The 26176-nt window shown below is 37.2% G+C and carries 31 protein-coding genes, 1 pseudogene and 1 other annotated feature; of the genes and pseudogenes, 22 read left to right on the forward strand and 10 right to left on the reverse strand.

The window, feature by feature from the left end; translation table 11 throughout:
* Positions 1-182: 182 nt before the first annotated feature.
* Entirely contained in the window at positions 183-650 is a 468-nt protein-coding gene (locus QM877_RS04790; RefSeq protein WP_000136624.1) for an 8-oxo-dGTP diphosphatase, read from the reverse strand.
* Positions 651-981: 331 nt separating this feature from the next.
* Between QM877_RS04790 and QM877_RS04795 the strand changes: the two genes are divergently transcribed.
* Genes QM877_RS04795 through ftsY form a run of 3 tightly spaced genes read left to right on the forward strand, consistent with a single transcriptional unit; the run spans position 982 to position 4049 of the window.
* The gene (locus QM877_RS04795; protein ID WP_414317755.1) at positions 982-1773 is read left to right on the forward strand and encodes a Cof-type HAD-IIB family hydrolase; all 792 of its coding nucleotides are present in this window, start codon (positions 982-984) and stop codon (positions 1771-1773) included.
* Positions 1773-2591, forward strand: coding sequence for a Cof-type HAD-IIB family hydrolase (locus QM877_RS04800; RefSeq protein ID WP_414317756.1), 819 nt, complete (start codon positions 1773-1775; stop codon positions 2589-2591). Before QM877_RS04795 ends, QM877_RS04800 begins: the two co-directional genes overlap by 1 nt.
* A gap of 3 nt (positions 2592-2594) precedes the next feature.
* A complete protein-coding gene (gene ftsY, locus QM877_RS04805; protein WP_414317757.1) occupies positions 2595-4049 on the forward strand; it encodes a signal recognition particle-docking protein FtsY in 1455 nt (484 codons plus the stop codon).
* Positions 4050-4192: 143 nt separating this feature from the next.
* Here the strand turns inward: ftsY and tnpA are convergent, their stop codons facing one another.
* The 7 genes and pseudogenes from tnpA to QM877_RS04840 form a co-directional block, all read right to left on the reverse strand.
* Positions 4193-4657, reverse strand: coding sequence for an IS200/IS605 family transposase (gene tnpA / locus QM877_RS04810; RefSeq protein WP_414317758.1), 465 nt, complete (start codon positions 4655-4657; stop codon positions 4193-4195).
* 186 nt (positions 4658-4843) lie between these two features.
* Positions 4844-6331, reverse strand: a complete 1488-nt coding sequence (zwf, locus tag QM877_RS04815; RefSeq protein WP_414317759.1) for a glucose-6-phosphate dehydrogenase — start codon at positions 6329-6331, stop codon at positions 4844-4846.
* Positions 6332-6516: 185 nt separating this feature from the next.
* On the reverse strand, positions 6517-6711 hold the full coding sequence (locus QM877_RS04820) for a hypothetical protein (protein ID WP_414317760.1): 195 nt from the start codon (positions 6709-6711) through the stop codon (positions 6517-6519).
* A 114-nt stretch (positions 6712-6825) separates the two neighbouring features.
* The gene (locus tag QM877_RS04825) at positions 6826-7566 is read right to left on the reverse strand and encodes an amino acid ABC transporter ATP-binding protein (protein ID WP_049503260.1); all 741 of its coding nucleotides are present in this window, start codon (positions 7564-7566) and stop codon (positions 6826-6828) included.
* Entirely contained in the window at positions 7566-9740 is a 2175-nt protein-coding gene (locus QM877_RS04830) for an ABC transporter substrate-binding protein/permease (RefSeq protein ID WP_414317761.1), read from the reverse strand. The genes QM877_RS04825 and QM877_RS04830 overlap by 1 nt, the downstream gene beginning before the upstream one ends.
* A 169-nt stretch (positions 9741-9909) precedes the next feature.
* Positions 9910-10983 carry a sensor histidine kinase gene (locus QM877_RS04835; protein ID WP_414310537.1) on the reverse strand — a complete coding sequence of 358 codons (1074 nt, stop codon included), beginning with the start codon at positions 10981-10983 and terminating at the stop codon, positions 9910-9912.
* A pseudogene (locus QM877_RS04840) lies at positions 10968-11639 on the reverse strand (response regulator transcription factor). Before QM877_RS04840 ends, QM877_RS04835 begins: the two are co-directional and overlap by 16 nt.
* Positions 11640-11808: 169 nt before the next feature.
* On the opposite strand from QM877_RS04840, the gene QM877_RS04845 reads away from it, so the two are divergent.
* The 10 genes from QM877_RS04845 (at position 11809) to QM877_RS04890 (ending at position 19487) form a co-directional block, all read left to right on the forward strand.
* Positions 11809-12519, forward strand: coding sequence for an ABC transporter ATP-binding protein (locus QM877_RS04845; protein WP_414310538.1), 711 nt, complete (start codon positions 11809-11811; stop codon positions 12517-12519).
* A gap of 1 nt (position 12520) precedes the next feature.
* Positions 12521-13354, forward strand: a complete 834-nt coding sequence (locus QM877_RS04850; protein WP_414310602.1) for a hypothetical protein — start codon at positions 12521-12523, stop codon at positions 13352-13354.
* Entirely contained in the window at positions 13314-14003 is a 690-nt protein-coding gene (locus QM877_RS04855; protein WP_414310539.1) for a hypothetical protein, read from the forward strand. Before QM877_RS04850 ends, QM877_RS04855 begins: the two co-directional genes overlap by 41 nt.
* A 291-nt stretch (positions 14004-14294) precedes the next feature.
* Positions 14295-16283 carry an excinuclease ABC subunit UvrB gene (uvrB, locus tag QM877_RS04860; RefSeq protein ID WP_414310540.1) on the forward strand — a complete coding sequence of 663 codons (1989 nt, stop codon included), beginning with the start codon at positions 14295-14297 and terminating at the stop codon, positions 16281-16283.
* 14 nt (positions 16284-16297) lie between these two features.
* Complete coding sequence (locus tag QM877_RS04865; RefSeq protein ID WP_414310541.1) at positions 16298-16795, forward strand: N-acetyltransferase family protein; 498 nt, start codon at positions 16298-16300, stop codon at positions 16793-16795.
* A gap of 94 nt (positions 16796-16889) precedes the next feature.
* Positions 16890-17516 carry an NAD(P)H-dependent oxidoreductase gene (locus QM877_RS04870; RefSeq protein WP_371559142.1) on the forward strand — a complete coding sequence of 209 codons (627 nt, stop codon included), beginning with the start codon at positions 16890-16892 and terminating at the stop codon, positions 17514-17516.
* The gene (locus QM877_RS04875; protein ID WP_414310542.1) at positions 17513-18070 is read left to right on the forward strand and encodes a hypothetical protein; all 558 of its coding nucleotides are present in this window, start codon (positions 17513-17515) and stop codon (positions 18068-18070) included. Before QM877_RS04870 ends, QM877_RS04875 begins: the two co-directional genes overlap by 4 nt.
* The gene (locus tag QM877_RS04880; protein ID WP_241768492.1) at positions 18042-18566 is read left to right on the forward strand and encodes a hypothetical protein; all 525 of its coding nucleotides are present in this window, start codon (positions 18042-18044) and stop codon (positions 18564-18566) included. Before QM877_RS04875 ends, QM877_RS04880 begins: the two co-directional genes overlap by 29 nt.
* A complete protein-coding gene (locus QM877_RS04885) occupies positions 18563-18997 on the forward strand; it encodes a hypothetical protein (RefSeq protein ID WP_045763321.1) in 435 nt (144 codons plus the stop codon). The genes QM877_RS04880 and QM877_RS04885 overlap by 4 nt, the downstream gene beginning before the upstream one ends.
* Before the next feature lie 22 nt (positions 18998-19019).
* Positions 19020-19487 (forward strand): 8-oxo-dGTP diphosphatase, encoded by a 468-nt coding sequence (locus tag QM877_RS04890; RefSeq protein ID WP_281334993.1) that lies wholly within the window; start codon positions 19020-19022, stop codon positions 19485-19487.
* Here the strand turns inward: QM877_RS04890 and QM877_RS04895 are convergent.
* The gene (locus QM877_RS04895; protein WP_281334992.1) at positions 19484-19999 is read right to left on the reverse strand and encodes a transcription repressor NadR; all 516 of its coding nucleotides are present in this window, start codon (positions 19997-19999) and stop codon (positions 19484-19486) included. The two genes, QM877_RS04890 and QM877_RS04895, sit on opposite strands and share 4 nt — an antisense overlap.
* A gap of 18 nt (positions 20000-20017) precedes the next feature.
* A complete protein-coding gene (locus QM877_RS04900) occupies positions 20018-20545 on the reverse strand; it encodes an ECF transporter S component (protein WP_001095969.1) in 528 nt (175 codons plus the stop codon).
* 176 nt (positions 20546-20721) lie between these two features.
* Positions 20722-20857: a sequence feature (ribosomal protein L10 leader region), on the forward strand.
* Positions 20858-20895: 38 nt separating this feature from the next.
* On the opposite strand from QM877_RS04900, the gene rplJ reads away from it, so the two are divergent.
* From rplJ to QM877_RS04945, 9 genes are all read left to right on the forward strand, one after another.
* Entirely contained in the window at positions 20896-21396 is a 501-nt protein-coding gene (gene rplJ / locus QM877_RS04905) for a 50S ribosomal protein L10 (protein WP_001287269.1), read from the forward strand.
* A 73-nt stretch (positions 21397-21469) separates the two neighbouring features.
* Positions 21470-21835 carry a 50S ribosomal protein L7/L12 gene (gene rplL / locus QM877_RS04910; RefSeq protein WP_001196968.1) on the forward strand — a complete coding sequence of 122 codons (366 nt, stop codon included), beginning with the start codon at positions 21470-21472 and terminating at the stop codon, positions 21833-21835.
* Positions 21836-22036: 201 nt separating this feature from the next.
* Positions 22037-22210: a hypothetical protein gene (locus tag QM877_RS04915; RefSeq protein WP_000159607.1), complete on the forward strand. Its 174-nt coding sequence runs from the start codon at positions 22037-22039 to the stop codon at positions 22208-22210.
* Complete coding sequence (locus QM877_RS04920; protein WP_414317762.1) at positions 22207-22986, forward strand: replication initiator protein A; 780 nt, start codon at positions 22207-22209, stop codon at positions 22984-22986. The genes QM877_RS04915 and QM877_RS04920 overlap by 4 nt, the downstream gene beginning before the upstream one ends.
* 99 nt (positions 22987-23085) lie before the next feature.
* On the forward strand, positions 23086-24444 hold the full coding sequence (dcm, locus tag QM877_RS04925) for a DNA (cytosine-5-)-methyltransferase (RefSeq protein WP_414317763.1): 1359 nt from the start codon (positions 23086-23088) through the stop codon (positions 24442-24444).
* Complete coding sequence (locus tag QM877_RS04930) at positions 24428-24877, forward strand: hypothetical protein (protein WP_242758355.1); 450 nt, start codon at positions 24428-24430, stop codon at positions 24875-24877. Before dcm ends, QM877_RS04930 begins: the two co-directional genes overlap by 17 nt.
* The gene (locus tag QM877_RS04935; protein WP_001845485.1) at positions 24870-25250 is read left to right on the forward strand and encodes an arsenate reductase family protein; all 381 of its coding nucleotides are present in this window, start codon (positions 24870-24872) and stop codon (positions 25248-25250) included. Before QM877_RS04930 ends, QM877_RS04935 begins: the two co-directional genes overlap by 8 nt.
* A gap of 12 nt (positions 25251-25262) precedes the next feature.
* Complete coding sequence (locus tag QM877_RS04940; protein WP_000840776.1) at positions 25263-25496, forward strand: hypothetical protein; 234 nt, start codon at positions 25263-25265, stop codon at positions 25494-25496.
* Between the two features lie 2 nt (positions 25497-25498).
* Positions 25499-26086, forward strand: coding sequence for a CPBP family intramembrane glutamic endopeptidase (locus tag QM877_RS04945; protein WP_242758353.1), 588 nt, complete (start codon positions 25499-25501; stop codon positions 26084-26086).
* Positions 26087-26176 lie beyond the last annotated feature (90 nt).

Raw genomic sequence — 26176 nt, forward strand, 5'->3', positions numbered from 1 at the left:
AAATGTTTCCAAGGCTTTTTAGCTATCTATAGATACATGGAAAAAGTTGTTAGAGTTTAGATACCCTTGTTTTGTATAACGTTACACTATATGTTATTAAAGACAGATTGTGTTGAGTATTGAATTATACAAAAATTACTAATGGATTAAGACTTTTGCATTTGATTATACCGTAGAGAATATTAATCAAATAAAATTGTTTTGTTTTCACTAATGCATTTCTTATTATCATCCCAATAGTTAATGCTTTCAAAGCTTCCTTTTCTTAAATAAAGCGGCAGCCTTTTTCTTATTTCATCTTGCATTGGTATTTTATCAATATCTTTTAGATTCCACCATTTTGGCTCACCTTCAGCTGATGTGCTTAGTTCACCAGTAAACTGAGTACATAAAAAGTCATAGAAGACAAATCTCTCATTACCAATTGAATTAGTAAAGCCTGAAATTCCTTTTAATTCAAGATTTAATGCAGTAAGTCCAGTTTCTTCCTTAAGTTCTCGTAATGCAGCTTCAAAAAAACTTTCAGGGAATTCAACCTTTCCGCCCGGTGGAATCCAGCCAGGAAAATTATCGTGCTGTCTATTAAGTAATAAAATTTCTTGATTTTTCAAAACACAAATATTAACCCAGTTTTTGATTTTTTCAGTCATATGATCAACCTCCAACAAGTATTTTTTCATATGCAAGAATATATGTCAAGAACTATATGCTATTTATGATAGTGACAAATGTATCTCAGCCAAAGATTGATAATTTTTACGCAATAGTTGATTAACTCTTAGAATAAACTTCAATCAAGAACTTTGGAAGAAAAGTGTTGAGAGGTTGGATATAAAAGAAGGCAGGCAAATCAGCCTGGCCTTCAAAATGGCATATGGATTGATTTATAGAAGCTAAGGGAGTGTCAATTCGGCACGTCTTTTTTTGCTTCTTCTATGGTATAATAGAAGGTAGATTTATTAATTGGAGTATGAAGAATTTATGATTAAATTAGTAGCAACGGATATGGACGGTACTTTTTTGGATGGTGCCGGTCAATTTGATATGGAGCGTCTGAAAAAGTTGCTTCATTCTTATCAAGAAAAAGGAATCTACTTTGCTGTTGCCTCAGGTCGTGGGCTTTTGTCACTTGAAAAGCATTTTGCGGATGTTAAAGATGAGATTATTTTCATTGCTGAAAATGGGAGTCTCGTTCGTTTCCATGGAGAGGACCTCTATGAAGCAACCATGCCTCGAGATTTTTACCTATCAACATTTGAAAAACTAAAGACTTCACCTTATTTTGATGAGAAGAAGATGCTCTTGACTGGTAAAGAGGCTTGCTATGTCTTAGATACAGTAGATGAAATCTATCTTATGTTTAGCCATCATTACAATGAAAATATCAAAAAAGTAGCCAGACTAGAAGATATTACCGATGAGATTTTCAAATTCACAACTAACTTTACTGAAGAGACAGTAGAAGCCGGAGAAGCTTGGGTCAATGAACATGTTCCTGGGGTCAAGGCTATGACGACAGGCTTTGAATCCATTGACATCGTTTTAGACCATGTTGACAAGGGAGTCGCTATTGTCGAATTGGCTAAGAAATTGAATCTAGATATGGATCAAGTGATGGCCTTTGGTGATAATCTAAATGATCTTCACATGATGCAGGTTGTAGGGCACCCAGTCGCACCTGAAAATGCACGTCCAGAGATTTTAGAACTTGCTGAAACAATTATTGGACACCACAAAGACCAGTCAGTTATCGCTTATATGGAGGAATTGTAATGGCAGATATTAAATTAATTGCTTTGGACTTAGATGGAACCTTGCTGACGACAGACAAGAAATTAACTGATCGTACCAAGGCAACTTTAAAGGCTGCGCGTGATCAGGGAGTCAAAGTGGTATTGACAACTGGACGTCCCCTCAAGGCCATGGATTTCTTCCTCAAAGAGCTAGGGACAGACGGCCATGATGATGAGTATACTATCACCTTTAATGGAGGCTTGGTTCAGAAAAATACGGGTGAAATCCTTGATAAGACAGTCTTTTCGATTGATGATGTGACACGCATTTATGAAGAAACTGAAAAACTAGGCATTCCTTTAGATGCTATTTCAGAAGGCACCGTTTACCAAATCCAATCAGATCAAGAGAGTCTGTATGCTAAATTTAATCCTGCTCTGACTTTTGTTCCAATTGACTTTGAAGATTTGTCTAGTCAGATGACCTACAATAAATGTGTGACAGCCTTTGCCCAAGAACCGCTGGATGCCGCAATTGCTAACATTTCATCAGACTTGTTTAACAATTATGAAATTTTTAAATCTCGCGACATGCTTTTGGAATGGTCGCCAAAGAACGTTCATAAGGCTACTGGATTAGCTAAATTGATTAACCACCTAGGAATTGACCGAAGTCAGGTGATGGCATGTGGAGATGAGGCCAATGACCTTTCCATGATTGAATGGGCAGGACTCGGTGTTGCTATGCAAAATGCTGTGCCTGAGGTCAAGGAAGTTGCGAATGTCGTGACTCCAATGACCAATGACGAGGAAGCTGTTGCCTGGGCCATTGAAAAATATGTACTGAAGGAGAACTAAAGCATGGGATTATTTGACCGTTTATTTGGTAGAAAAGAAGAACCAAAAATCGAAGAAGTTGTTAAAGAAGCTTTGGAAAACTTGGATCTGACAGAACCTGGCGACGAAGTTGAAGCACTTGGAAATGAAGAATTTGAAGTGAAAAATACTGAAGAAATCGACCAAAGTTCAGAAGTTGAGGAAACTTATTCTAAAGAAGCTAGTGAGTCGGAAGAACCAGTAGCAGAAACAACTCTAGAAACAGTTGAACCAATAGCAACCCCTCAGGAAGAAGAGACTCAGTTTGAAGAGGAAACGGAGTGTCATTGTTGTCAGGAAGAGTCAGAGTCAACAGAAGTTGAAGAAACTGAAGCCAGTTCTCAAGAAGTAGTGGAGTTTGTTGCAGAAGAACCTGAGTCACCAGTCGAAGAAGTACCTTCAAGTGATAGTGGCGAGGAAGAATCTGATCAAGTTCAACCAGACGAAACGGAAGCAGACACTTCTCAAGAAGTGGAAGAAGATCTAGTAATCGAAGAAATTTCTCAAGTTCAAGAGACTGTACAGGAAAAATATGACCGTAGTCTCAAGAAAACTCGTACGGGATTTGGTGCTCGTTTGAATGCTTTCTTTGCTAACTTCCGCTCTGTTGATGAAGAATTTTTTGAAGAACTAGAAGAACTCTTAATCATGAGTGACGTTGGTGTACAGGTAGCATCAAACTTAACAGAAGAGCTACGTTACGAAGCTAAGCTTGAAAACGCCAAGAAACCAGATGCCCTCCGTCGTGTTATCATTGAAAAATTGGTAGAGCTCTACGAAAAAGATGGACAATACAATGAAAGCATTAACTTCCAAGATGGTTTGACTGTCATGCTCTTTGTAGGTGTTAATGGTGTCGGAAAAACAACTTCAATCGGTAAATTGGCACATCGCTACAAGCAAGCAGGCAAGAAGGTCATGCTGGTTGCTGCAGATACCTTCCGTGCTGGTGCAGTTGCCCAATTAGCTGAATGGGGACGTCGTGTGGATGTTCCAGTGGTTACAGGACCAGAAAAAGCTGATCCAGCCAGTGTTGTCTTTGATGGGATGGAACGAGCAGTAGCAGAAGGTGTTGATATTCTCATGATTGATACAGCTGGCCGTTTACAAAACAAGGAAAACTTGATGGCAGAGTTGGAAAAAATTGGTCGTATCATTAAACGTGTCGTGCCAGAAGCTCCTCATGAAACCTTCCTAGCTCTCGATGCCTCAACAGGTCAAAATGCTCTTGTTCAGGCCAAGGAGTTTTCAAAAATTACGCCTGTTACAGGAATTGTCTTAACCAAGATTGATGGAACTGCCCGAGGTGGTGTCGTTCTTGCTATCCGTGAAGAACTCAATATCCCTGTTAAGTTGATTGGATTTGGTGAAAAGATTGATGATATCGGTGAGTTTAACTCAGAAAACTTTATGAAGGGCCTTCTAGAAGGTTTGATCTAAAATCATAACCACCCGTCTAACGGGTGGTTTGCACCAGGGCTATAAGCCCAAATTACCAGCCAGCGCCTAAAGACGCTGGCTTTCACGTTGTTCAAGCCTCATTGCTCTTGACTCGTCACTTGCCTCTTAAAGAGGCGTGAGTATTACTTGCCACTATCCCTAAAGGGATCCTCATATTCTTTTACACTTAATTTATCTAGTGCTATATCATGCTTTTCCTGATCTTGTATGTATTTCCTTATCGTGGCTTCATTAAGCCCTACTGTACTCACATAATAACCTTCTGCCCAGAAATGCCGATTCCCAAACTTGTACTTGAGGTTGGCGTGTTTGTCAAACATCATGAGTGCACTTTTGCCTTTTAAATATCCCATGAAACTTGAAATACTAATTCTAGGTGAAATACTTACCAACATATGAACATGATCTGGCATTAAATGGCCCTCGATAATCTTAACACCTTTATAACTACATAATCTATGGAATATTTCTCCCAAACTACTTCGATATTGATTATAGATCTCTTTTCGTCTATACTTAGGGGTGAACACAATGTGATATTTACACATCCATTTTGTGTGTGATAAACTATGTGCTTTTTGAGCCATATTTTTCTCCTTTCGCTTTACAATTGGCTTGAACACCTTAATTGTATCGCGTTTGGAGTTTTTTGGTATAACCTTCGATGCGCACCCGCATAGCGGGTGGTTTTTTTGTCTCGCACCTAACGGAGCGAGACGGACTGAAAGTCACATAAGAAAATCCTGCAAGAATTCTTGCAGGATTGTTTTTGATTATTCTAGTCTACCATCTTTACGATAGGCGATATCTGGTTGCCAAGTCCACTCAGCTCCGTATTTTTTAAGTAAATCAAAGCTAGCTTGAGGTCCCATACTACCAGCCTTGTAGTCATGGAGTGGAGCACCGTTTTCAGCCCAAAGATTTTCAATACGGTCAATCAATTTCCATGAGGCACTTACTTCATCCCAGTGGCTAAAGTTAGTTGAATTATTGTTCAAAACATCATAGATGAGTTTTTCATATGGATCTGGCGAAGCACCTGTTGCAGTTGCATCTGTTCGATAGTCAAGAGAATTTGGCGCAAGGCTAAACTCTTCTCCTACCTTTTTACCGTTAAGACTGAGAGAGAAACCTTCAGTTGGTTGGATATAGATGGTAAGCACGTTTGGTGCTAGAGGCTCTCCGAAAATGGAATCCATTTGCTTGAAGACAATGTTCACGTGTGTTCCTTTTTCTGTTAGGCGTTTCCCTGTACGGAAGAAGAAAGGTACATCACGGAAGCGATCAGTATTTACAAAGAAGGCACCTGAAGCAAAGGTTTCTGTCATAGATTCAGGGTTAACATTTGGTTCACTACGGTAAGAGATGTATTTCATGCCATCAACTTTACCAGAACGATATTGACCACGGATGAAGTGCTCTTTAAGTTCCTCATCTGTAGGGTGGTAAAGATTTTTAAAGACTTTGATTTTCTCTGCGCGAATATCATCCTTTGTAAAGCTTGCTGGCTTGTCCATAGCAAGGAGTGACAGAAGTTGGAGGGTATGGTTTTGAACCATATCACGAAGGGCACCAGATTCATCATAGTAGCCACCACGCTCTTCAACACCTAGACGTTCTGCAAAGGTAATTTGAACGTTATCGATGTGTTCACGATTCCAAACATTTTCAAAAATCATATTGGCAAAGCGAATGGCAAAAATGCTTTGAATCATTTCTTTACCGAGATAGTGGTCGATACGATAGATTTGCTCTTCGTTAAAAGTAGCTAGGAGTTCTTCGTTTAGTTTGCTTGCAGTCTCATAGTCTGTTCCAAAAGGTTTCTCAACAATCAAACGTTCAAAGCCTTTACCATCAACAATTTGCTCTGATTTGAGGTGTTTAGCGATGGTACCAAAGAACTGAGGTGCCATTGAGAGGAAGAAGAGTTTGTTGTGCTCAGTCTGATATTTTTCGTTTAATTCAGCCTGAAGTTTGCGTAGTTCGATGTAGTGCTCAGTGTCATTAACATCGTGACTTTGATAGTAAAAATGACTCGCAAATGCTTGAGCTTCTTCCACACTGTCTGCCAAGTCTAAAATAGATTCGACAACGACAGATTCAAAATACTCCTTACTCCAAGGTCTACGAGCAGTTCCAATAACAGCAAAATGATCAGAAAGATTACCTGATTTATAAAGTCTAAAAAGTGAAGGGTAGAGCTTACGTTTGGCCAAATCCCCACTTGCACCGAAAATTGTAACAATAACTTTTGATGACATCTAGCTACCTAATTTCTATTTTGTTTCCTAGTTAAACTAGGCATGAGGAATCCCCATTTTCATATCCTTTATTTTATCATAATTTTCTAAAAAATCCAAAAATCCAATACGTCTATACTAAGAGGCTGGGCAAAAACTCAATTTCATACTCTTCGAAAATCTCTTCAAACCACGTCAACGTCGCCTTACCGTATGTGTAGGATACTGACTACGTCAGTTCCATCTACAACCTCAAAACAGTGTTTCGAGCTGACTTCGTCAGTCTTATCTACAACCTCAAAGCGGTGCTTTGAGCTGACTACGTCAGTTCTATCTGCAACCTCAAAGCAGTGCTTTGAGCAACCTGCGGCTAGCTTCCTAGTTTGCTCTTTGATTTTCATTGAGTATTAGGAGAAACCGAAGTAAATTTTCCCACAATAAAACGCATAATATCAAGGTTATTCATCCCTGATACAATGCGTTTTTTTGATTATAAAGACTTTACCTAACTTCTTCTAGGCGTTTAGAACCTTGTCTAAAAATTCTTTAAGACGCGGATGTTGTGGGTTATCAAAGATTTGGTCAGGGGTACCATCTTCTAGGAATTCACCGTCTGCAGTAAAGATCACACGATTGGCAACCTTACGAGCAAATCCCATTTCGTGGGTTACGATGATCATGGTCATGCCTTGTTCGGCCAATTCCTTCATAACGTTAAGAACGTCTCCAACCATCTCAGGGTCGAGGGCAGAAGTTGGTTCGTCAAAGAGCATGATATCAGGGTTCATGGCTAGACCGCGAGCGATAGCCACACGCTGTTTTTGACCACCTGATAGGCTTTCAGGATTTGCATTAGCCTTATCAGCCAATCCAACTTTTTCAAGGAGTTCCATTCCCAATTTTTCAGCTTCGGCCTTAGTCATCAATTTATGCTCTACTGGAGCGAAAGTGATATTTTCTAATACCGTCATGTGTGGGAAAAGATTGAAATGCTGGAATACCATTCCGACGTTTTCACGAACGTGGTCCACGTTGGTTGCTTTATCCGTCAAATCATAACCATTAACCGTGATATGACCTTTTGTACCTTCCTCAAGAAGATTCAAGCTACGCAAGAAAGTTGATTTACCTGAACCAGAAGGTCCAATGATACAAACAACATCTCCTTCATAGAATTTTGCTGAGATTCCTTTAAGGACTTTGTTTTTACCATATTGTTTATGTAAATTATCGACATCGATTTTTAATTTAGCCATTATTGAATCCTCTTTTCTAAGCGTTTTGCAAGTCTAGTAAGAAGAGTGATAATCACAAGATAGAAGACTGCGAGAATTGCATACATTTTGAAACTTTGGTAGTTACGAGCAATGATAATCTTACCAGTCTGGAAGAGTTCGACCAAACCGATTGCAGATACGATAGTTGTATCTTTCAAAGCAATGACAAATTGGTTGACGAAGTTTGGAAGCATAAGTTTGGTTGCTTGAGGCAAGACAATTTTACGCATGGTTTTACTGTAAGAGATACCAAGGCTTCGACTAGCTTCCATTTGTCCGATAGGAACAGCCTTAATACCACCACGAACAATTTCAGCGATATAGGCAGCTGAGTTTAGCGAGAGTGCGATTGTACCAGCGACAAAGTCATTGATTGGACTCTGTTGGCCTGTAAGGGATTCGATAAAGTTAGGAACTCCCCAGAAGATAAAGGCAGCAAGAATCATCAATGGAATACCACGAATCACATCGACAAAGATTTCTGAAATAATACGAAGTGATTTATAAGGACTAACGCTAAACATACCAAAGATAATCCCGATAACAATCGCAATTGCAAAGGAAATCAAAGCTAGAGAAAGGGTAATTCCAAGTCCACTTAGGAGTTGTTTGTAGTTGTTTTTCAACAAGCCCAAGATAGTAGTTTCGTCAACAGTTGATGATTCACTTGTTGAATCAGTTGCAAGGTATTTATCAAGAATCTTTTGGAATTCACCACTTGCTTTAAGATTTGCAAGACCGTTGTTGAACATTTCAATCAATTCAGGATTGCTTCCCTTTTTAACTGCAAAAGCAGTTTCACCGATTGGAGTACCTTCGATTGGTGTTTTTAATTTTTGCCCTTGACTGATAGAGTATTTAAGAACTGGTTCGTCATCCATTACGGCGTCAATTGAACCTGTGTTCAAGCTGTCATACATAGATGAACCGTCTGCAAAGGTTTTAATTTTATAACCATATTTGCTTTGATTTTCAGTTAGGAAGGTTTGAGAAGCAGTACCGTTTTTTACACCAACGGTTTTACCATTCAAATCTTCATAAGAAGAGATGGTACTTGATTCCTTAACTCCAAGAATAGTATTAGCTGTATAGTAAGAATCAGAGAAATCAAAGGTTTCTTTACGAGCGTCTGTAACAGACATACCAGCAATCATACCATCAGCTTGACCAGATTGGACCGCGTTAATAGCAGCGTCAAAACCTGGGTTGGTGATTTCAATTTCAAAACCTTGGTCTTCGGCAATAGCCTTGATCAAGTCCATATCAATACCAGTGTACTGGTTGCTTGAGTTTTGGAAAACGAATGGTGCAAATGAAGAATCACTTGCGATAACGTATTTTGATTTGACTGGAGTAGCTTTTTGTCCTGCGCTTGTAGTAGAAGTGAGAGAAGTCACTTGTGAACTAGTTTTAGAGGAACTTGTCCATTTATTGATAATTTTGTCCAAGCTACCATCTTTTTTCATCTGAGCCAAAGCTTCGTTAAATTCTGTAACCAGGTATTCGTACTTGCTACCTTTTTTAACTCCAAAAGCAAAGCTTCCAACGGCTTCTCCGTCCATGTTGATACTGAGATCTTGCCCTTGGTTAATAGCGTACTCGATGACTGGTTTGTCATCCATGATGGCATTTACAGCCCCTGTACTGAGACTGTTATTCATCAAATCACCAGTATCAAAGGTTTTGATAGTGAAACCATATTTATCTTTGATGCTTTCTAGGAAACGTTGTGCGGCAGTACCGTTTTTAACACCAACAGTTTTACCACTGAGTTCTTCATACTTAGTGATTTTGTTAGACTTAGTCGTTGCGATGACAACTTTTGTATCATAGTATGTATCAGACATGGTAAAGACGTTTTCACGTTCTTTGGTTTTTGTCATACCAGCCATGATCGCATCTGCTTGCCCTGCTTGGACCGCATTGACAGCAGCATCAAAGCCTGGATAAGACATTTGGATATTCCATCCTTTTATCTCAGCGACTTTATTGATAATGTCGACATCAATTCCTTTATAAGTCTGGTCTGTATCTTTAAACTCAAAGGGTGCATAAGCTGTATCACTAACAATCTTGATAGTGTCCGCATTAGCATAGCCTAAAGAGAATAAGGGAAATAAAAATAATAAAAATGCAAGGATTTTTTTCTTCATGTTTAGTCTCCTTTTTAGAATATTTACCCATTATAGCAGAAAATAAAAAAGTTGGCAAATATTTAGTGTTTTGATGTAAGAAGATGTGACATGTAGTTTCTTGTAATACTGATTTTTTTGACGTAAAAATTAAAAGAAGCCGAACACATAATGATGAGTTCGGCTTGTTCTATATAATAGGAATGATTAGCTTGACTTGTGCACCATTATTGCTATTTTCTAAGTGCATAGTTCCATTATGAAGTTTCATGACACGTTTGACGAAAGATAAACCAAGTCCATAGTGACTTTCTTGAGAGGGGGTTCTTGCTTGGTCATCTTTATAGAAAAGATTTCCAGCATTTTGTAATATGTTTTTTGAAAAACAAGATTGGTTATTCCATATAGTTAGAACTAATTGACTATTTTCTTGTGAAATTGTGAGGTGGATTTGTGCATCATTTTCTTTTTGATGTTGTATAGCGTTGTTAATAATATTTGTGATTGCTCGGAAAAATAAATTGGAATGAATTTCAATTTGTGTCGATGGATTTATTGTGTTTGTAAAAACAAAGTGTGTATTTCTAGGAACTAACGGTGTGATATGTTCCTTTAATTGATGAGTTACTTGTTGAATTGATATCTTTTCAAGTTGAATATCATGGTCATAAAAAGTTTTGGAGTATTGGATGAAGTGGTTGAAATAATCGTTTAACTGAATACTTGCTTGCTCCAGATCTTTTAGACATTCCATTACTTGGGGTGTTTGCTTGGTAGATTGTAGGAATTCAGCATTTCCTCTTATGACAGTTAGAGGAGTTCGAAGATCATGCGCAGCGCTAGATACTTGAAACATGAGTTCTTTTTTTTGTTCTTTTTCATTTTCAATCCTATTTTTTATATCAGATTGCATTTTTTCTATTAGATCATTTGTTTCAATAAACTCTTTAATCTGTAAATGCTGATTTTCATTTTTTGTGAAATATAGACCACTATGATAAACCATGTTCATTTCTTTTTGAATCTTGGTTAATAATTGTCGAATATTTGTTACAATGATAAGAATTAAAATGATGCAAAGATAAATCCAAGAACTGACGCTAAAAAATAAAGCAAAGAGATTGGCATTTTTCTCATTGATTCCAGATACAGAAGATAGAAGAGCAGGAACTATGTAAAAAAGTAAAAGACATAAAAGAAATTGCCAAATGATTTTAAGGTAGGTATGCTGAATGAGTTGTTTGATTGTCATTTCTTTTGCCATTTGTATCCTCCTCCCCAAACCGTTATGATAGGATCAATTTGATGATCCTTAAATTTTTGTCTGATTTGATAGATGTATTCGGTGATTGAACGTAGCTGTACATCAGAGCTTACAGGATAGAGGTAATCGTAAAGTTCCTCTGCGCTAAATATTCGGTTCTCATTTTTAGCTAAAAGGTAAAGTAAATCAAATTCTCGCTTAGTTAGAGAAATGCTCTTTGATTGATAATAAACTTCTTGACTATCTCGATAAAAAGTTATATCTGAAATCAATTCTTTTTTAGAGGTTTGGCACAATCTTTCCTCTCTCCGAAGATGCATTTAAATTCTTGCAATCAATTCCTTAATACTAAAAGGTTTTGTGATGTAATCATCTGCTCCGGCTTGTATTCCTTTTAGTAAATCTTCTTCAAAATCTTTAGCGGTTAGAAACAGGATTGGAGTCGTAATTTGTGAACGAATGGAGCGACAAATCTCTAAACCAGAAATAGGCATCATGACGTCAAGTAAAATCAGATCGAACCCAGTAAAGTCACAAATATCGATCTCTTCTATATTTGACCGAGTTTCTACGTTAAAGTTGTTTGCTTCTAATGCATTTCCAATTAATCGTAAGATTTTTTTATCATCGTCAATTGCTAAAATTTTATACTTCATAATCCCTCCAATTACTTGTGTATATTATAGCAAACATAGAAAGTAATTTGTTAGAAATGAAAAAATAATTATAAAAATGTTTATTCTGATTTTTTCCTGATATTCTCCTGATATACTTGCTCCAAGTGAAGGTGAAATTTCACAAAAAGTCAGAAGGGAAAAAGAATGAATGATAACAATTCAAAATCTACATAAGGAATATAATAATAAAATTGTCCTACAAAATGTAACTTTCAAAGCTAAGAAAGGTGAGGTAACTGGATTGATTGGACCAAATGGTTCTGGAAAATCAACTCTAATCAGAATTTTACTCGGTCTAGAAAATAGTGAAACAGGAATGGCATTGATCAATGGCAAAAAATACTCTCAATTGGGAGGTAATCCTTTTTGTGTTGTTGGATCATTCCTCGACAGTTGCCAACCTTATCCAACAAGAACAGGATTTCAGCATCTTCGGTGGATTGGCTTGGCTTGTGGTGTTGACAGAAATAGGTGCAACGAATGTTTAGACTTGGTGGGGTTAAGTGAAACTAAAAATAAAAAAGTAAAAGACTATTCATTAGGAATGAAGCAACGTCTTGGGTTAGCAACAGCCTTATTAGCAAATCCTGACATTTTAATTTTAGATGAGCCAATCAATGGACTAGATCCTGAAGGAATACGCTGGGTACGTAATTTTTTACAATCTTTTGTCAGTGAAGGTAAAACTGTATTAATGACAAGTCATTATATGAGTGAGTTAGAATTAACTGTAGATCATTTGGTTGGTATTTCTAATGGGAAGATCGTTATTGATGGTCCTACCAAAGACATTTTGAAACAGTTTGGATCTTTTGAGGAAGCATATTTTAAGGCACTCGAAGGGAAAGAAGGTGAATAATATGTTGAAGCGTTCCTTTTTTAGTGACCTTTATAAATATAGTAGTTTACCTACTTTTAAATTTACTTTTTTTCTTATTTTGGGTGTCAGCATATTTTTTACAATTCAAAATATCCAGGTGATAAATGCCTTAGTAGAAGGAAATGGCCAAGCAGTTAACCTTGATCCGTCTATGTTATCATCGAATCCAGTCTATACAGTCAGGGATGCTCTCTTATCTTCACCCTACCAAGCAAGTGTAATTTTCTTGCCAATCTTGGTTTCACTAGTTTATTCAACCCATTATCAATTTGGTGATGATTATTTTAGCCAATTATTGATTCCTAGCTGGAAAGCTCGTCTTACTGGTTTTATTGCTAGTTCGATAGTCTTATCACTACTTTCTACTGTAATATTTTCGATAGTAAATGCTGTTATCTTACTCATTTTTTTAGATTCAACTTTAAAGAATTATTTAGAATTTACTTTGTTTTTAGATGTGACGGCAAGAGTTGTGATATTTGCAATCGTCCTCACTTTATTAGCTATATTTTTAGTAAGAGTCACAAAAAAATCAATTTCTTCATTAATTACAATCGTTTTATTATTAGTAATTACTTTATCAGGTGTTCTAAGAGGACTTTCTTCTAACATAGAGAATCTATTACCTTTGATTGGAGCAAAGTCATTTGCTTTTGGCCGAGTTGAAGGGACTCAAACGAGCCAATTGTATGGATTTATTCTTTTAGTAGTTGAAGGTGTTGTATTCTTAGTATTGATAATTGTTGTAGAAAAGATGCGAATGGGGAGGAAGAATGGCAAGAATATTTATCAGTCTTATCGTCAAAAAATATAGCTTAAAACCCGTAAAGTATCAAATAGCCATACAGTCGCTTCTGATAGGTTTTGTGTGCCTACTAAGTGTGTTACCAGTTGCAATCAATGGTAGAATTGTAGAATTATCTTTAAAGCAAGCTCTTATTTTTACATCAATGCTCTCTGTTAGTATTGGGTGTGTTAATGCATTTGTAGACTTACAATCACACGAAACAAAACTAGTTTATTTGGTTAGTGGAAAAAGGATCTTAAGTTCAATTAGGATCCTGTTCGTAGAGTTATTTGATGTGTTACTACAATTAATTTTATATTTCATTGTACTGCATATATGGTTTCATTTTTTAAGTAGCGAAAATGGTGTCGGTTTAGAAATTTTCAGTTTCTATTTGATTGGCTCCATCCAATACTTTTTAGTTTCTTATTTTTTAAGTTATTTTTTCAAAAGTCCAATGGGGAGTTTAGCAATTTTGCTGCTATTTCCTATTTTGTTACAACCGTTCATAGAAAGAGTAGCGGAACCATTGACTAGTTATCTGTTTTACAATATTATTGCGGATACAATACTAGGGAGAGCTTCCTACTTGCAACTATGTGTTTATGCTATGGAATTGGTGTTTTCACTTGGAGCCACTCTTTACCTTTTGATAAGGAATCAAGAAGTTAAGTAGTCTTATAAAAATGATGCTGATGAACAAGCTTTGCTACTTCTGTAAGTCATTGGCGTTGATGTTTATTACGTATTGCATTGTTTCAAATAAAAGACAAGACTTTCGAAGTAATATCGGGAGTCTTGTTTAGTTTTCACTTCTAATATGAGTCCAATTAATTATATTGTTATTTAAACATGTACTGATTTACGGGATTATTTTGTTACATCTTGTATTTCCCTTTTATTCCCCAACTCAGAGAATTCTGGTGATTTATGGTAAAATAAGGTCTATATATGTGAGGACAAAGAGATGATCAATAGAATTACAGACAACAAATTTAAACTTGTATCCAAATACCAACCATCTGGGGATCAACCGCAAGCTATCGAACAGTTGGTAGATAATATCGAGGGTGGAGAAAAGGCTCAAATCCTGATGGGGGCGACTGGTACAGGGAAAACCTATACCATGAGTCAGGTTATTTCCAAAGTTAATAAACCAACTCTAGTCATCGCCCACAATAAGACCCTAGCAGGCCAGCTCTATGGAGAGTTCAAAGAATTTTTCCCAGAGAATGCGGTCGAGTACTTCGTATCCTACTATGATTACTATCAACCTGAAGCTTATGTTCCCTCTAGTGATACTTATATCGAAAAAGATAGTTCAGTCAACGATGAGATTGATAAACTTCGTCACTCCGCTACATCAGCGCTCTTGGAGCGTAACGATGTCATCGTTGTAGCATCTGTATCTTGTATTTATGGTTTGGGGTCTCCTAAGGAATATGCTGATAGTGTAGTAAGTCTGCGCCCAGGACTTGAAATTTCTCGTGATAAACTCCTTAATGAATTGGTCGATATTCAATTTGAGCGTAATGACATTGATTTCCAGCGTGGAAGATTTCGTGTTCGTGGAGATGTGGTGGAGATTTTCCCAGCATCTCGTGATGAGCATGCCTTTCGTGTAGAGTTTTTTGGAGATGAAATTGATCGTATTCGTGAAGTCGAAGCTCTTACGGGACAAGTTCTGGGCGAAGTGGATCATTTGGCGATTTTCCCAGCGACTCACTTTGTGACCAATGATGACCACATGGAGGTAGCAATTGCTAAGATTCAGGCTGAATTGGAGGAGCAGTTAGCTATCTTTGAAAAAGAAGGCAAACTCCTCGAAGCGCAACGATTGAAACAACGGACAGAGTACGATATCGAGATGCTACGTGAGATGGGTTATACCAACGGTGTCGAAAACTACTCCCGTCACATGGATGGACGAAGCGAAGGAGAGCCTCCTTATACACTTCTTGATTTCTTCCCAGATGATTTCCTGATTATGATTGACGAGAGCCATATGACTATGGGGCAGATCAAAGGAATGTATAATGGAGACCGTTCACGTAAGGAAATGTTGGTTAACTACGGTTTCCGTTTGCCGTCTGCCTTGGATAACCGTCCCCTTCGTCGTGAAGAGTTTGAAAGTCATGTCCACCAGATTGTCTATGTTTCAGCGACGCCAGGTGATTACGAGATGGAACAAACGGACACCGTGATTGAGCAAATCATCCGTCCAACAGGTCTTTTGGATCCTGAGGTGGAAGTTCGTCCAACTATGGGACAGATTGATGATTTGCTTGGTGAAATCAATGCTCGTGTTGAAAAGAATGAACGCACCTTTATTACTACCTTGACCAAGAAAATGGCAGAAGACTTGACTGATTACTTCAAGGAAATGGGTATCAAGGTCAAGTATATGCACTCGGATATTAAGACCTTAGAGCGGACAGAGATTATCAGAGATTTACGATTAGGAGTCTTTGATGTCTTGGTTGGAATTAACCTCCTTCGTGAAGGAATTGACGTACCGGAAGTCAGTCTGGTTGCCATTCTCGATGCCGATAAGGAAGGTTTCCTCCGAAACGAACGTGGTCTGATCCAAACCATCGGTCGTGCAGCCCGTAATAGTGAAGGGCATGTCATCATGTATGCAGACACTATGACTCAGTCTATGCAACGTGCCATTGATGAAACAGCCCGTCGTCGTAAGATTCAGATGGCCTATAATGAAGAACACGGCATTGTCCCACAAACTATTAAGAAGGAAATCCGTGACCTTATCTCTGTAACAAAAGTTGTGGCTAAAGAAGAGGACAAGGAAGTCGATATCAATAGCCTCAATAAACAAGAACGCAAAGAACTAGTCAAGAAACTGGAAAAACAAATGCAAGAAGCCGTCGAAGTGCTTGACTTTGAGTTGGCAGCGCAAATACGTGATATGATGTTGGAAGTCAAGGCGTTGGGTTAGATAGGATAAAGCGAATGAAGATTATCATTAAAACAATGGAAACTCCTGAAGAGATAGAAGGCAAATCCCTCGTTCATTGGCAAACGTGGAGAGAGGCTTATGACAATCTTTTACCCGCGGAATTTCAGGAGACGATGACATTAGAAAGATGTCGATTCTTTAGTCAAAAATATCCAGAAAATACCTTGATTGCGATGGATGGAAAGCAGGTCGTTGGATTTATCAGCTATGGAAATTTTCGTGATGAGACCATTCAAGCTGGTGAAATCATTGCCTTATATGTTTTAAAAGATTACTATGGAAAAGGTGTGAGTGAACAGTTAATGCATGCTGCATTTGTTGCTCTTGATCATTTCTCTGAAATTTATTTATGGGTATTGAAAGATAATAAGAGAGCCATTGCTTTCTATCAAAAAATGGGTTTTACTTTTGATGGTCAAGAAAAAATACTTGACCTTGGAAAACCTGTTAAGGAATTGCGGATGATGTTTTCTTCAAATAAAAATTCCTAAAGGACATATCTATCAATCTTTGAACCATTATCAACTAATCAAGTATAAAAAGTGAAATAGATAGAATGAAACAAAGAGATGAAGGAGAAGATGAATGAAAATTCTAGTCATCAATGGACACCCAGATAAGGAAAGTTATTGTCAGGCTATTTTTCAAACCATTGTAGAAAATATTGACACAAATCATCATGAAGTTGAAGTGATCAAACTCAATGAAGAAGACTTTGATCCTGTTTTACGTTATGGTTATCGAAAACGTATGGAAGAAGATTCTTTTATCCTTCGTTCTCAGGAATTAATCCAATGGGCAGATCATTTCATATTTGTTTATCCTATCTGGTGGAGTAGTATGCCTAGCCTCATGAAAGGCTGGATTGATTGGGTCTTCACACCTGGGATTGCCTATTCTGCCAATGGCCAGGGGAGTTTTATCTGGAATTACCTAAGAGGCAAGCAGTTTAAAAAGTTATTAAAAGGGAAAACAGCCAGTATTTACGCAACCTCCATGGCGCCCACTTGGTGGTACAAGATCTTTTCGGGTCCTATCAACATTCCAGATAGCTATGGCATCTCTGTTTTGAAAAATGCGGTCTTGAATCACTGTGGGATTAAAACCAAGCGCGTGTGCGTACTAGGTGAAGTTGGACGGGATGTGAATACAGCAAGTATGCGTGAAGAGCATCTCCAAAAAGTAGCAGAAGAAGTTAAAAAACTATCATGAAACAAAAAAGTAAGAGACAGAAAATATTAAAAAAACACCAGAAATCAAATCGAAAGATTGGTTTACTAGACCGCATGAATCTGTGGTTTGTGCAACATTCAACAATTGCCTGGATCCTTGATGCAAGCGTTCTGTTCTTTTCTGCTCTAGGAATATTATGTCTATTGTACGGGACAACCTTTATTCCAAGTCCCTATCGGGAACCGCATTATAGTTTTCCACTTTATTTAAATATCGTTCTTTTGGTGAATGCATCTTATCATACTTTCCTTCGTAACTTTAGGAAAGACTGGATTTCCTTGCGAAATTTTGCAGAAGTGTTTTTATATTCTAACGGAATTGCTTGTGTATTACAGTTAACGATTGGGATGACCTCTAAAAGAGGAAGAAGACTACTTCCGATATGGGCATTAGACTATCGCTATATCTGGTTTCCCCTCGTTACTTATTTCATTTTCTTTCTAGTGCCTATTGTGACAATTATAATTTCCAAGTATATTGAAAAGAAAAAGAGAAAAGAAGAAAATGGGAAAAATACAATCAAATCAAAGTAACAAAAGAAAGTCAAATACAAAAAAGAATCACCCAAGAAAAGAAAGTTTTCAGCTTTGGCTAGATTCTCATAAAATTATAGGTTTTTTCCTGATCCTTGCTCTCATCTTAGGAATAGGACTAGGTGTTACCCTTGTTTTTAAACTTCTTCCTATTCCGTCTCCATACCGAGATATCAACTATAGTTTTCCAATATATATAAATCTTTTTTGTCTGGTGTATCGATTATTTGACTATTGGTTCCTAGACTTGTCTAAGACAAGGATGACAATAAAAAGATATGCAGATTTATTTATCTATCTTAATAGTATTGGTTTAATAGTTCATCTCTTTATTGGTATTGGCGGGAAAAATAGTAAAGGAATTTTACCTCCCCTCTTATCCCTAGATCACCGCTACATCTGGTTTCCTATTGCAACTTATCTGATCTTTTTCAGTTTGGCATCTATTATAACTCTAGTAATGAAATATATTGAAAAGAAAAGGAGTCAATCATGATGAAACATCTAACTGTATTTAGGTTTATTTATCTTTTGTGCCTGGTATTTGTACTGCTTCATTTTATCTTAGGGCTTTTTGGTTTAGCCTTTACACCGGTCTTGTGGAATTTCTGGTTCTTTGGTCTTTGTTTAACCCTATTTATCCATCCGTGGACTATCTTTTATAAATCTAGAATCTTTCAATGGCATCATCTGATTTTTCAAGCTCTCAGTGGATTCGTTGCTCTCATAATCTGGTTTATGATATTTTTATTTTTCTCCACGGTTCCAGATTCATCTATGCCTATCAATTTAGACTACTATGTGATTAGGGAAAAAAATGAAATAAGAATCATCAGAGGATTCTTACTCCATGAAATTCATGAATATCATGACTTAGTTAATCCTTTGATTATGAAGTCTAAAGTTAAGTATGTAGAAAAAAATTAAACATTAGAAAGTGAGTCTATGTATGTCTCGAGCACAATTAACCATTCTAACTAATATTTGTCTAATAGAAGACCTTGAAAATCAGCGCGTGGTTATGCAGTATCGATCGCCTGAAACCAACCGCTGGTCTGGCTATGCCTTTCCAGGAGGTCATGTTGAAAATGGAGAAGCATTCGCTGAATCTGTTATTCGTGAAATTTACGAGGAAACAGGTCTGACGATTCAAAATCCTCAACTTGTCGGCATTAAAAATTGGCCTTTAGATTCGGGTGAACGCTATATTGTCTTTTGTTATAAGGCGACTGAGTTTTCTGGAAGGCTTCGTTCTTCGGATGAAGGAGAAGTCTCCTGGGTGCAAAAAGACCAGATTCCAAACTTGGATCTGGCCTATGATATGTTACCCTTGATGGAGATGATGGAAGCTCCTGATAAGTCAGAATTTTTCTATCGTCACCGTACAGAAGATGGATGGGAAAAGAAAATATTCTAATCCTTTACTAAATAACCTAGCTGGTCCAAGGCCTTCTCGATATAGAGAAGGTCTTGTTCGTTTTCAGCTTCGACTAGGTGATAATGGACGCCATCTGTTAATTCAGAAAGTGGTCTAAAGTCAGATCTTTCGACTTGCTCTAAAAAATGCTGAACGTCACGGCGACAAGAGAGTTTGAGCAAGGTTTCAATTTCACCGTAGACAGGATGATCAATCAAGGTATTCTGAACACGTCCCCCATTATCGACGATAGCTAGAAGTTCTTGACCAATTTCTTCCATCTCGTGCTTAACTTTAAACAGTTTGTGAACATAAGGATTGGTTTTATTCTCTTTATAAATATAGCCACGATTGGTTGATAAGATCGGAGCACCATCAGCACGTAGAACAGCAATGTCCTGAACGATAATCTGACGGGTTACATGAAAACGGTCTGCTAAAGTTTGACCATTTAGAGGTTTTTGAGACTCCTTTAACAGTTGTAAAAGTGCTTCTTTTCGATTTTTTGTCATATTCTTCTCTCTTAACGCTTAACGGCGTTTTCTCAATGCTTTATAAACAGCCAAGGCTAAGTAATAGTCTACCATACTATGGATAATAGTACCAAATCCAACTAATACAAACAAGACATAGAACATATTTTTTAAGTCAGTTCCAGTACTAGCATAAAAGATCATACAAGCCAAAACTTCAGCAATAGCATGAACCAAACCAAGTACAAAGTTAAAAATCAATGAAGATTTCTTATTGTCCAAGGTTTGAGGATGTTTTTGAAGATAGAAAGCACCCAGACTTCCAAAGAATATGTGGGAAAAGGCGCGAAGTACAATGACAATCGGATACCCAGCCATGAGAAATCCTAAACTAGAAGCTATAATAACAAAGATAGCCATCCATGGCGAGAGAAACATGGCGATAAAAATAGCAACGTGACTTCCTAAAGTGTAGGAAGCGGGAGGAATGACAATTTTAAAGGGCATCACCAAAGGAATCAAAATAGCGATAGCTGTTAGCAATGCGGTTAAGGTCATGAATTGTGTTTTCTTTTGTGTATTCATAATAACTCCTTTTAACTGTATATACAGTTGTATAGTACAATAAAAAATCAAACAAGTCAAGAACTAAAATTGATTTTTGATGAGATTATCTTGAAATAAGGTTAAAAAATAAATAAAATTTTTTAAAAATAAGCAAAAAACTCTTGCACTAAACAAAGTAGTATGGTATACTTATATACGGTTTGAAAAAACTGCCTAAGACAGTAGGGGAGCTCGACTCATAAATATCCTACCGAGGACAAAACGTATCATGTAAAAAGAAGCGTATTGTACTTTCGTGTCTAGGTTTGGGCGCGTTTTTCTTTTGGAAAAATTCCCCAAGCAAAATAATTACGGAGGTGAACACACTAATGAGTGAAGCAATTATTGCTAAAAAAGCGGAACTAGTTGACGTAGTAGCTGAAAAAATGAAAGCTGCTGCATCAATCGTCGTTGTAGACGCTCGTGGTTTGACAGTTGAACAAGATACAGTTCTTCGTCGTGAGCTTCGTGGAAGCGAAGTTGAGTATAAAGTTATTAAAAACTCAATCTTACGTCGTGCAGCTGAAAAAGCTGGCCTTGCAGAACTTGCATCTGTATTTGTTGGACCATCTGCTGTAGCATTTTCTAACGAAGATGTTATCGCTCCAGCAAAAATCTTGAACGACTTTGCTAAAAACGCTGACGCACTTGAAATCAAAGGTGGTGCAATCGAAGGCGCTGTCGCATCAAAAGAAGAAATCGTTGCTCTTGCAACTCTTCCAAACCGCGAAGGACTTCTTTCTATGCTCCTTTCTGTACTTCAAGCGCCAGTGCGCAACGTTGCTCTTGCAGTCAAAGCGGTTGCAGACAACAAAGAAGACGCAGCTTAATCTTAAGCTACGCAGCGTAGCCTAGCTACAAAAATATAAACATAAAATATAAACTTATTTGGAGGAAATAACAATGGCATTGAACATTGAAAACATTATTGCTGAAATTAAAGAAGCTTCAATCCTTGAATTGAACGACCTTGTAAAAGCTATCGAAGAAGAATTTGGTGTAACTGCAGCTGCTCCTGTAGCTGTAGCTGCTGCTGGTGGTGCTGAAGAAGCTGCTAAAGATTCATTTGACGTTGAATTGACAGCTGCTGGTGACAAGAAAGTCGGCGTTATCAAAGTTGTACGTGAAATCACAGGTCTTGGTCTTAAAGAAGCTAAAGAACTTGTTGATGGTGCACCAGGTGTCATCAAAGAAGGCGTTGCAGCTGCAGAAGCTGAAGAAATCAAAGCTAAATTGGAAGAAGCTGGAGCTTCAGTTACTCTTAAATAAGAGGCATATACCAATTAGAATTCGGAATACTATAGTATCAGCCTTTTAGAATCGTGAACACATTTTAGAAACTGATAAATTAATTTAGTTTCCTACCAAAAACCCTACCAAAAATTAATTTGGCAGGGTTTTTCTTTTTAATAAAATTATTTTGGAGAACAGTAGAATATTGTTCTCCTTTTTTTATTTTCAGGAGGGAAAATGACAAAAGAATTACAATCATCACGCTATATTGTCATTTCATTTTTAGTACGTGAAATGGGAATTGACATTGTTGAAGCCATCTCTCTTATGGCTGAATTAGAAAAAAGTGGATTGGTTCGATTGGAATCAAGTGGAGATTTAATACTCAAAGAACTTGGAGGAGCGCTATGAAACGAATAACCGCAAATCAATACCAAACTTCAGAACGGTATTACAAATTACCTAAAATTCTTTTTGAGGATGAGAAATATATGGATATGAAACTAGAAGTAAAGGTAGCTTATTCTATTTTAAAGGATCGTTTAGAATTATCTCTCAGTCGTGGTTGGATAGATGAAGAAGGAGCGGTTTATTTAGTATTTTCTAATTCTAAACTGATGAGGCTATTAGGTTGTTCGAAGTCGAAATTACTGACAATCAAAAAAATTCTTAAAGAATATGACTTAATTGATGAAGTCCAACAGTCTTCAAGTGAGAAAGGAAGACTAGCTAATAAGATTTATTTAGGGGAATTGTCTTCTACCCCAGTAGGTAATTCAAACAGGCCTAGTGTTAAAAAAAGACTAGGGCAGGTTGAAAATGAAACGGCCCCCGTCTCATATTCAGCCCCTAGTGAGACTGAAGTTAGTGAGACTAAATATAGTGAGACTGATTCTTTATTTATTGAGGATGAGGAAGAAAGGAATTCTCAACCTATTTTGAGAAGAAAAGTAGAAAAGGTCACAAAATATGATCGAGATTATATTTGGGGATTGGTACAGGATCAATTTAGACGAGAGGGTTTTTCTGAAACAGCCAGTGAAATTGCTATGACTGATTTTGAGAGAATCTATCAGTATGCTCTTGACAATGTTCGCTTTGTTAGACGAGCGGAAGTTTTGGCTGAATTTGTGTTTAATGGCTTGTATTCCGTTTGGAACAACCGTGTTAGAAAAGGAGGTGGTTAAAATGTCGCCAATCGAGTGGATATTAGTTATCCTCATTGTCATTTCAAGTGAAGTGACACTTTGTTCATTGATAGTCGATAAGAAAGGGGTGATAAAGAAATGAGATTTATTGATTTATTTTCAGGTATCGGTGGCTTTCGACTTGGAATGGAAAGTGTCGGACACGAGTGTATTGGATTTTGTGAGATTGATAAATTTGCTAGAGAATCTTATAAGTCCATTTTTCAAACGGAAGGAGAAATAGAATTTCATGACATACGAGATGTTTCAGATGACGAATTTAAAAAACTTAGAGGAAAAGTCGATGTCATCTGTGGGGGATTTCCTTGTCAAGCATTTTCAATCGCAGGAAGACGATTGGGATTTGAAGATACTAGAGGAACTTTGTTCTTTGAAATTGCTCGGGCGGCCAAACAAATCCAACCACGTTTTCTTTTTCTTGAAAATGTTAAAGGCCTACTCAATCACGATAAGGGACGGACGTTCACCACAATTCTTACCACACTTGATGAGTTGGGGTTTGATGTTGAGTGGCAGGTGCTTAACAGTAAGGATTTTGGCGTTCCCCAAAACAGAGAGAGGGTGTTTATTATCGGACATTCTAGAAAGAAAGGTACCCGACTCCTATTTCCTTTCAGACGAGAAGGTCAAGCAACTAACTCTGAGACTTTAAAAACACTAGGGAATTTGAATCCATCAAAAAGTGGAATGAGTGGTAAAGTCTATTATTCAGAAGGTCTTGCGCCAACCTTAGTTCGTGGAAAAGGAGAAGGATTTAAGGTTGCGATTCCTTGTATGACACCAGATAGATTAGACAAGAGACAAAATGGTAGACGTTTCAAAGATAATCAAGAGCCAATGTTTACTTTAAATACTCAGGATCGTCACGGCATTGTCGTTGTTGGAGATTTACCAACTAGCTTTAAGGAAACTGGTCGCGTATATGGAAGTGAGGGCTTATCTCCAACACTGACTACGATGCAAGGAGGAGATAAAATCCCTAAAATACTGATTCCAGAACCAATCCAATTTCTAAAAGTCCGGGAAGCAACGAAAAAAGGATATGCTCAAGCAGAAATAGGAGATTCCATCAATTTGGAAAGACCAAGTTCTCAGTATCGTCGTGGTAGAGTTGGCAAAGGTATAGCGAATACGTTAACAACTAGTGGTCAAATGGGAGTAGTAGTGGCTAGCTATGAAGGAGAAGATAACCAAGTTTATCATGTAGCAGGTGTCTTAATAGATGGACAATTTTACCGTCTGAGAATTCGACGAATCACTCCTAAAGAGTGTTTTCGCTTGCAGGGTTTTCCTGATTGGGCTTTTGAAGCTGCTAGAAAAGTCTCTAGTAATAGTCAGCTCTATAAACAAGCTGGTAATAGTGTAACCGTTCCTGTGATTGCGACAATCGCAAAGAAATTAAAAGAAGTAGAGGAAAAAGATGAAAGCATTAAATAAAGAATCAATACTAGATTGTGATGAATTAGAAACAGAATTACATGACGCAGAAATCAAACAGCTGGATGAACAAATATTTTTGATGCCCAATTATCCATGTGAGTTTGAGGTAACATTTTTAGATGATTACCATAAAAAACACAACTACCCCCTATTTTACGAATCCTATCTTCAAAATATTATGGAATTCCTTGAAAGTCAGGATATAAAGAACGGAGCTGATGCTTTTGTAGATGATAATCAGAATCTCGTTTTTATTTTATATGGACAAGGCTATCGAGCAGAGGGAAAAGAGGGAATACTTACAACCCAAGTAACTGTAAAAGCTTATGATGAAGACAAGAAACCGATTAACTTCGCAAATTTATTAGATTCCTTAATCGTCTCAGAATATCAAATGGAATCAAATTTGTTGGAGGTCTCCCATGATTGATCTCTATCTAAGTAAAAATAGCCAAAGAAATCAACTTCTTTTAGACTTCTTCCAAAACTATGGCATAGAGGTATCTTGTCATTCAGTTTCTGAAATGACAAAAGATAAATTAATTGAGATGATGAGCTATTCTTCAGATTGTTTCGAATTTTTATCTCCCAATTTATTACGATTTAAGAACCGTGACAATCTAAGATTAACGGATTTCGTTGAGATGATTTTAAAAAATCCTGAACTAACCATCAGACTTCCTCTTGCGGTTTCAAATAAACGGGTTTATCCAAATCTGAATTTGGAAGAGGCTAGAGCTCTATTGCCAAGAGATACGAAACAATTGATTTACATGGCACAAACACATTATTTATCTAACTAAAGGAGAAGCAATATGGCTGAACGATTTTGGGAGAACTTGTCCATTATTTTGGCTGAAAGAAATATCAGCTGGATTGAGTTAACCAGAAAAATGTTTGCGGGAGAGTTTCACTATCCAAGTGAATTGAATCGTTTGTATCAAAAGATACGCCACTACAAGATGGAACAACGAATGCCTCAAAGTCCATGGGTAGAAAGGATTGTGCAGGTATTAGATTTAGATTATGAAGATTTATTTCGGAGGTAACTATGAAAAGAATAATTCCAGTTTATATATTCCAACAAGTAAATGTCCTATTGGTATCTCTATACTTACTGAAATTTTTTTGTATCGGTGAGTTAACTATACTACAGATTCTCTATGGTGCGTCACTCATTTCATTTTTATGGATGTATGGTCAACGTAAACAAGCTCATAAGGTCAATATGAAATCTAGGATGAAATGGCTTGGTATTGGATTAGCTAGCCTACTGATTATAAGTCTATGTTTTAGTCTGATTCATGCTCAAGGAAGCACGAATCAAGCAGACTTAATTGGCCTTCAACATCAAGTTCCTTGGTTTTCATTTTTATTGTTTTTAATCAATGCGAGTATGGTTGAAGAATTTCTGTATCGAGAAATTTTATGGAACTTGGTTAGAAAATTAGATATTCGAGTTGCTTTGACAAGTGTTTTGTTCGCCTTAGCTCATCATCCAGGAACCATTCTAGCTTGGTGTTTATATGTTTCATTGGGAATGTTTTTAGGGATGGTGCGCTATAAATCGGACTTATGGGGCAGTATGGGGCTACATCTGGTTTGGAACCTACTAGTTTATAGTTTGCTGCTTGTTTAGGGAAATGAAATGCTAACGTTATGTAACAATGTTAGTCTTTTATTTCAAACTATTTGATGAATATGAATTTAGCTCGATAGAAAAATAAGA

Source organism: Streptococcus infantis, from assembly GCF_047463655.1.
GTDB lineage: Bacteria > Bacillota > Bacilli > Lactobacillales > Streptococcaceae > Streptococcus > Streptococcus infantis_Z.

Coding starts and splice junctions, on each gene's coding strand:
- QM877_RS04790 (WP_000136624.1), bottom strand. CDS start 650: ATGACTGAAAAAATCAAAAACTGGGTTAATATTTGTGTTTTGAAAAAT.
- QM877_RS04795 (WP_414317755.1), top strand. CDS start 982: ATGATTAAATTAGTAGCAACGGATATGGACGGTACTTTTTTGGATGGT.
- QM877_RS04800 (WP_414317756.1), top strand. CDS start 1,773: ATGGCAGATATTAAATTAATTGCTTTGGACTTAGATGGAACCTTGCTG.
- ftsY (WP_414317757.1), top strand. CDS start 2,595: ATGGGATTATTTGACCGTTTATTTGGTAGAAAAGAAGAACCAAAAATC.
- tnpA (WP_414317758.1), bottom strand. CDS start 4,657: ATGGCTCAAAAAGCACATAGTTTATCACACACAAAATGGATGTGTAAA.
- zwf (WP_414317759.1), bottom strand. CDS start 6,331: ATGTCATCAAAAGTTATTGTTACAATTTTCGGTGCAAGTGGGGATTTG.
- QM877_RS04820 (WP_414317760.1), bottom strand. CDS start 6,711: ATGAAAATCAAAGAGCAAACTAGGAAGCTAGCCGCAGGTTGCTCAAAG.
- QM877_RS04825 (WP_049503260.1), bottom strand. CDS start 7,566: ATGGCTAAATTAAAAATCGATGTCGATAATTTACATAAACAATATGGT.
- QM877_RS04830 (WP_414317761.1), bottom strand. CDS start 9,740: ATGAAGAAAAAAATCCTTGCATTTTTATTATTTTTATTTCCCTTATTC.
- QM877_RS04835 (WP_414310537.1), bottom strand. CDS start 10,983: ATGGCAAAAGAAATGACAATCAAACAACTCATTCAGCATACCTACCTT.
- QM877_RS04845 (WP_414310538.1), top strand. CDS start 11,809: ATGATAACAATTCAAAATCTACATAAGGAATATAATAATAAAATTGTC.
- QM877_RS04850 (WP_414310602.1), top strand. CDS start 12,521: ATGTTGAAGCGTTCCTTTTTTAGTGACCTTTATAAATATAGTAGTTTA.
- QM877_RS04855 (WP_414310539.1), top strand. CDS start 13,314: ATGGCAAGAATATTTATCAGTCTTATCGTCAAAAAATATAGCTTAAAA.
- uvrB (WP_414310540.1), top strand. CDS start 14,295: ATGATCAATAGAATTACAGACAACAAATTTAAACTTGTATCCAAATAC.
- QM877_RS04865 (WP_414310541.1), top strand. CDS start 16,298: ATGAAGATTATCATTAAAACAATGGAAACTCCTGAAGAGATAGAAGGC.
- QM877_RS04870 (WP_371559142.1), top strand. CDS start 16,890: ATGAAAATTCTAGTCATCAATGGACACCCAGATAAGGAAAGTTATTGT.
- QM877_RS04875 (WP_414310542.1), top strand. CDS start 17,513: ATGAAACAAAAAAGTAAGAGACAGAAAATATTAAAAAAACACCAGAAA.
- QM877_RS04880 (WP_241768492.1), top strand. CDS start 18,042: ATGGGAAAAATACAATCAAATCAAAGTAACAAAAGAAAGTCAAATACA.
- QM877_RS04885 (WP_045763321.1), top strand. CDS start 18,563: ATGATGAAACATCTAACTGTATTTAGGTTTATTTATCTTTTGTGCCTG.
- QM877_RS04890 (WP_281334993.1), top strand. CDS start 19,020: ATGTCTCGAGCACAATTAACCATTCTAACTAATATTTGTCTAATAGAA.
- QM877_RS04895 (WP_281334992.1), bottom strand. CDS start 19,999: ATGACAAAAAATCGAAAAGAAGCACTTTTACAACTGTTAAAGGAGTCT.
- QM877_RS04900 (WP_001095969.1), bottom strand. CDS start 20,545: ATGAATACACAAAAGAAAACACAATTCATGACCTTAACCGCATTGCTA.
- rplJ (WP_001287269.1), top strand. CDS start 20,896: ATGAGTGAAGCAATTATTGCTAAAAAAGCGGAACTAGTTGACGTAGTA.
- rplL (WP_001196968.1), top strand. CDS start 21,470: ATGGCATTGAACATTGAAAACATTATTGCTGAAATTAAAGAAGCTTCA.
- QM877_RS04915 (WP_000159607.1), top strand. CDS start 22,037: ATGACAAAAGAATTACAATCATCACGCTATATTGTCATTTCATTTTTA.
- QM877_RS04920 (WP_414317762.1), top strand. CDS start 22,207: ATGAAACGAATAACCGCAAATCAATACCAAACTTCAGAACGGTATTAC.
- dcm (WP_414317763.1), top strand. CDS start 23,086: ATGAGATTTATTGATTTATTTTCAGGTATCGGTGGCTTTCGACTTGGA.
- QM877_RS04930 (WP_242758355.1), top strand. CDS start 24,428: ATGAAAGCATTAAATAAAGAATCAATACTAGATTGTGATGAATTAGAA.
- QM877_RS04935 (WP_001845485.1), top strand. CDS start 24,870: ATGATTGATCTCTATCTAAGTAAAAATAGCCAAAGAAATCAACTTCTT.
- QM877_RS04940 (WP_000840776.1), top strand. CDS start 25,263: ATGGCTGAACGATTTTGGGAGAACTTGTCCATTATTTTGGCTGAAAGA.
- QM877_RS04945 (WP_242758353.1), top strand. CDS start 25,499: ATGAAAAGAATAATTCCAGTTTATATATTCCAACAAGTAAATGTCCTA.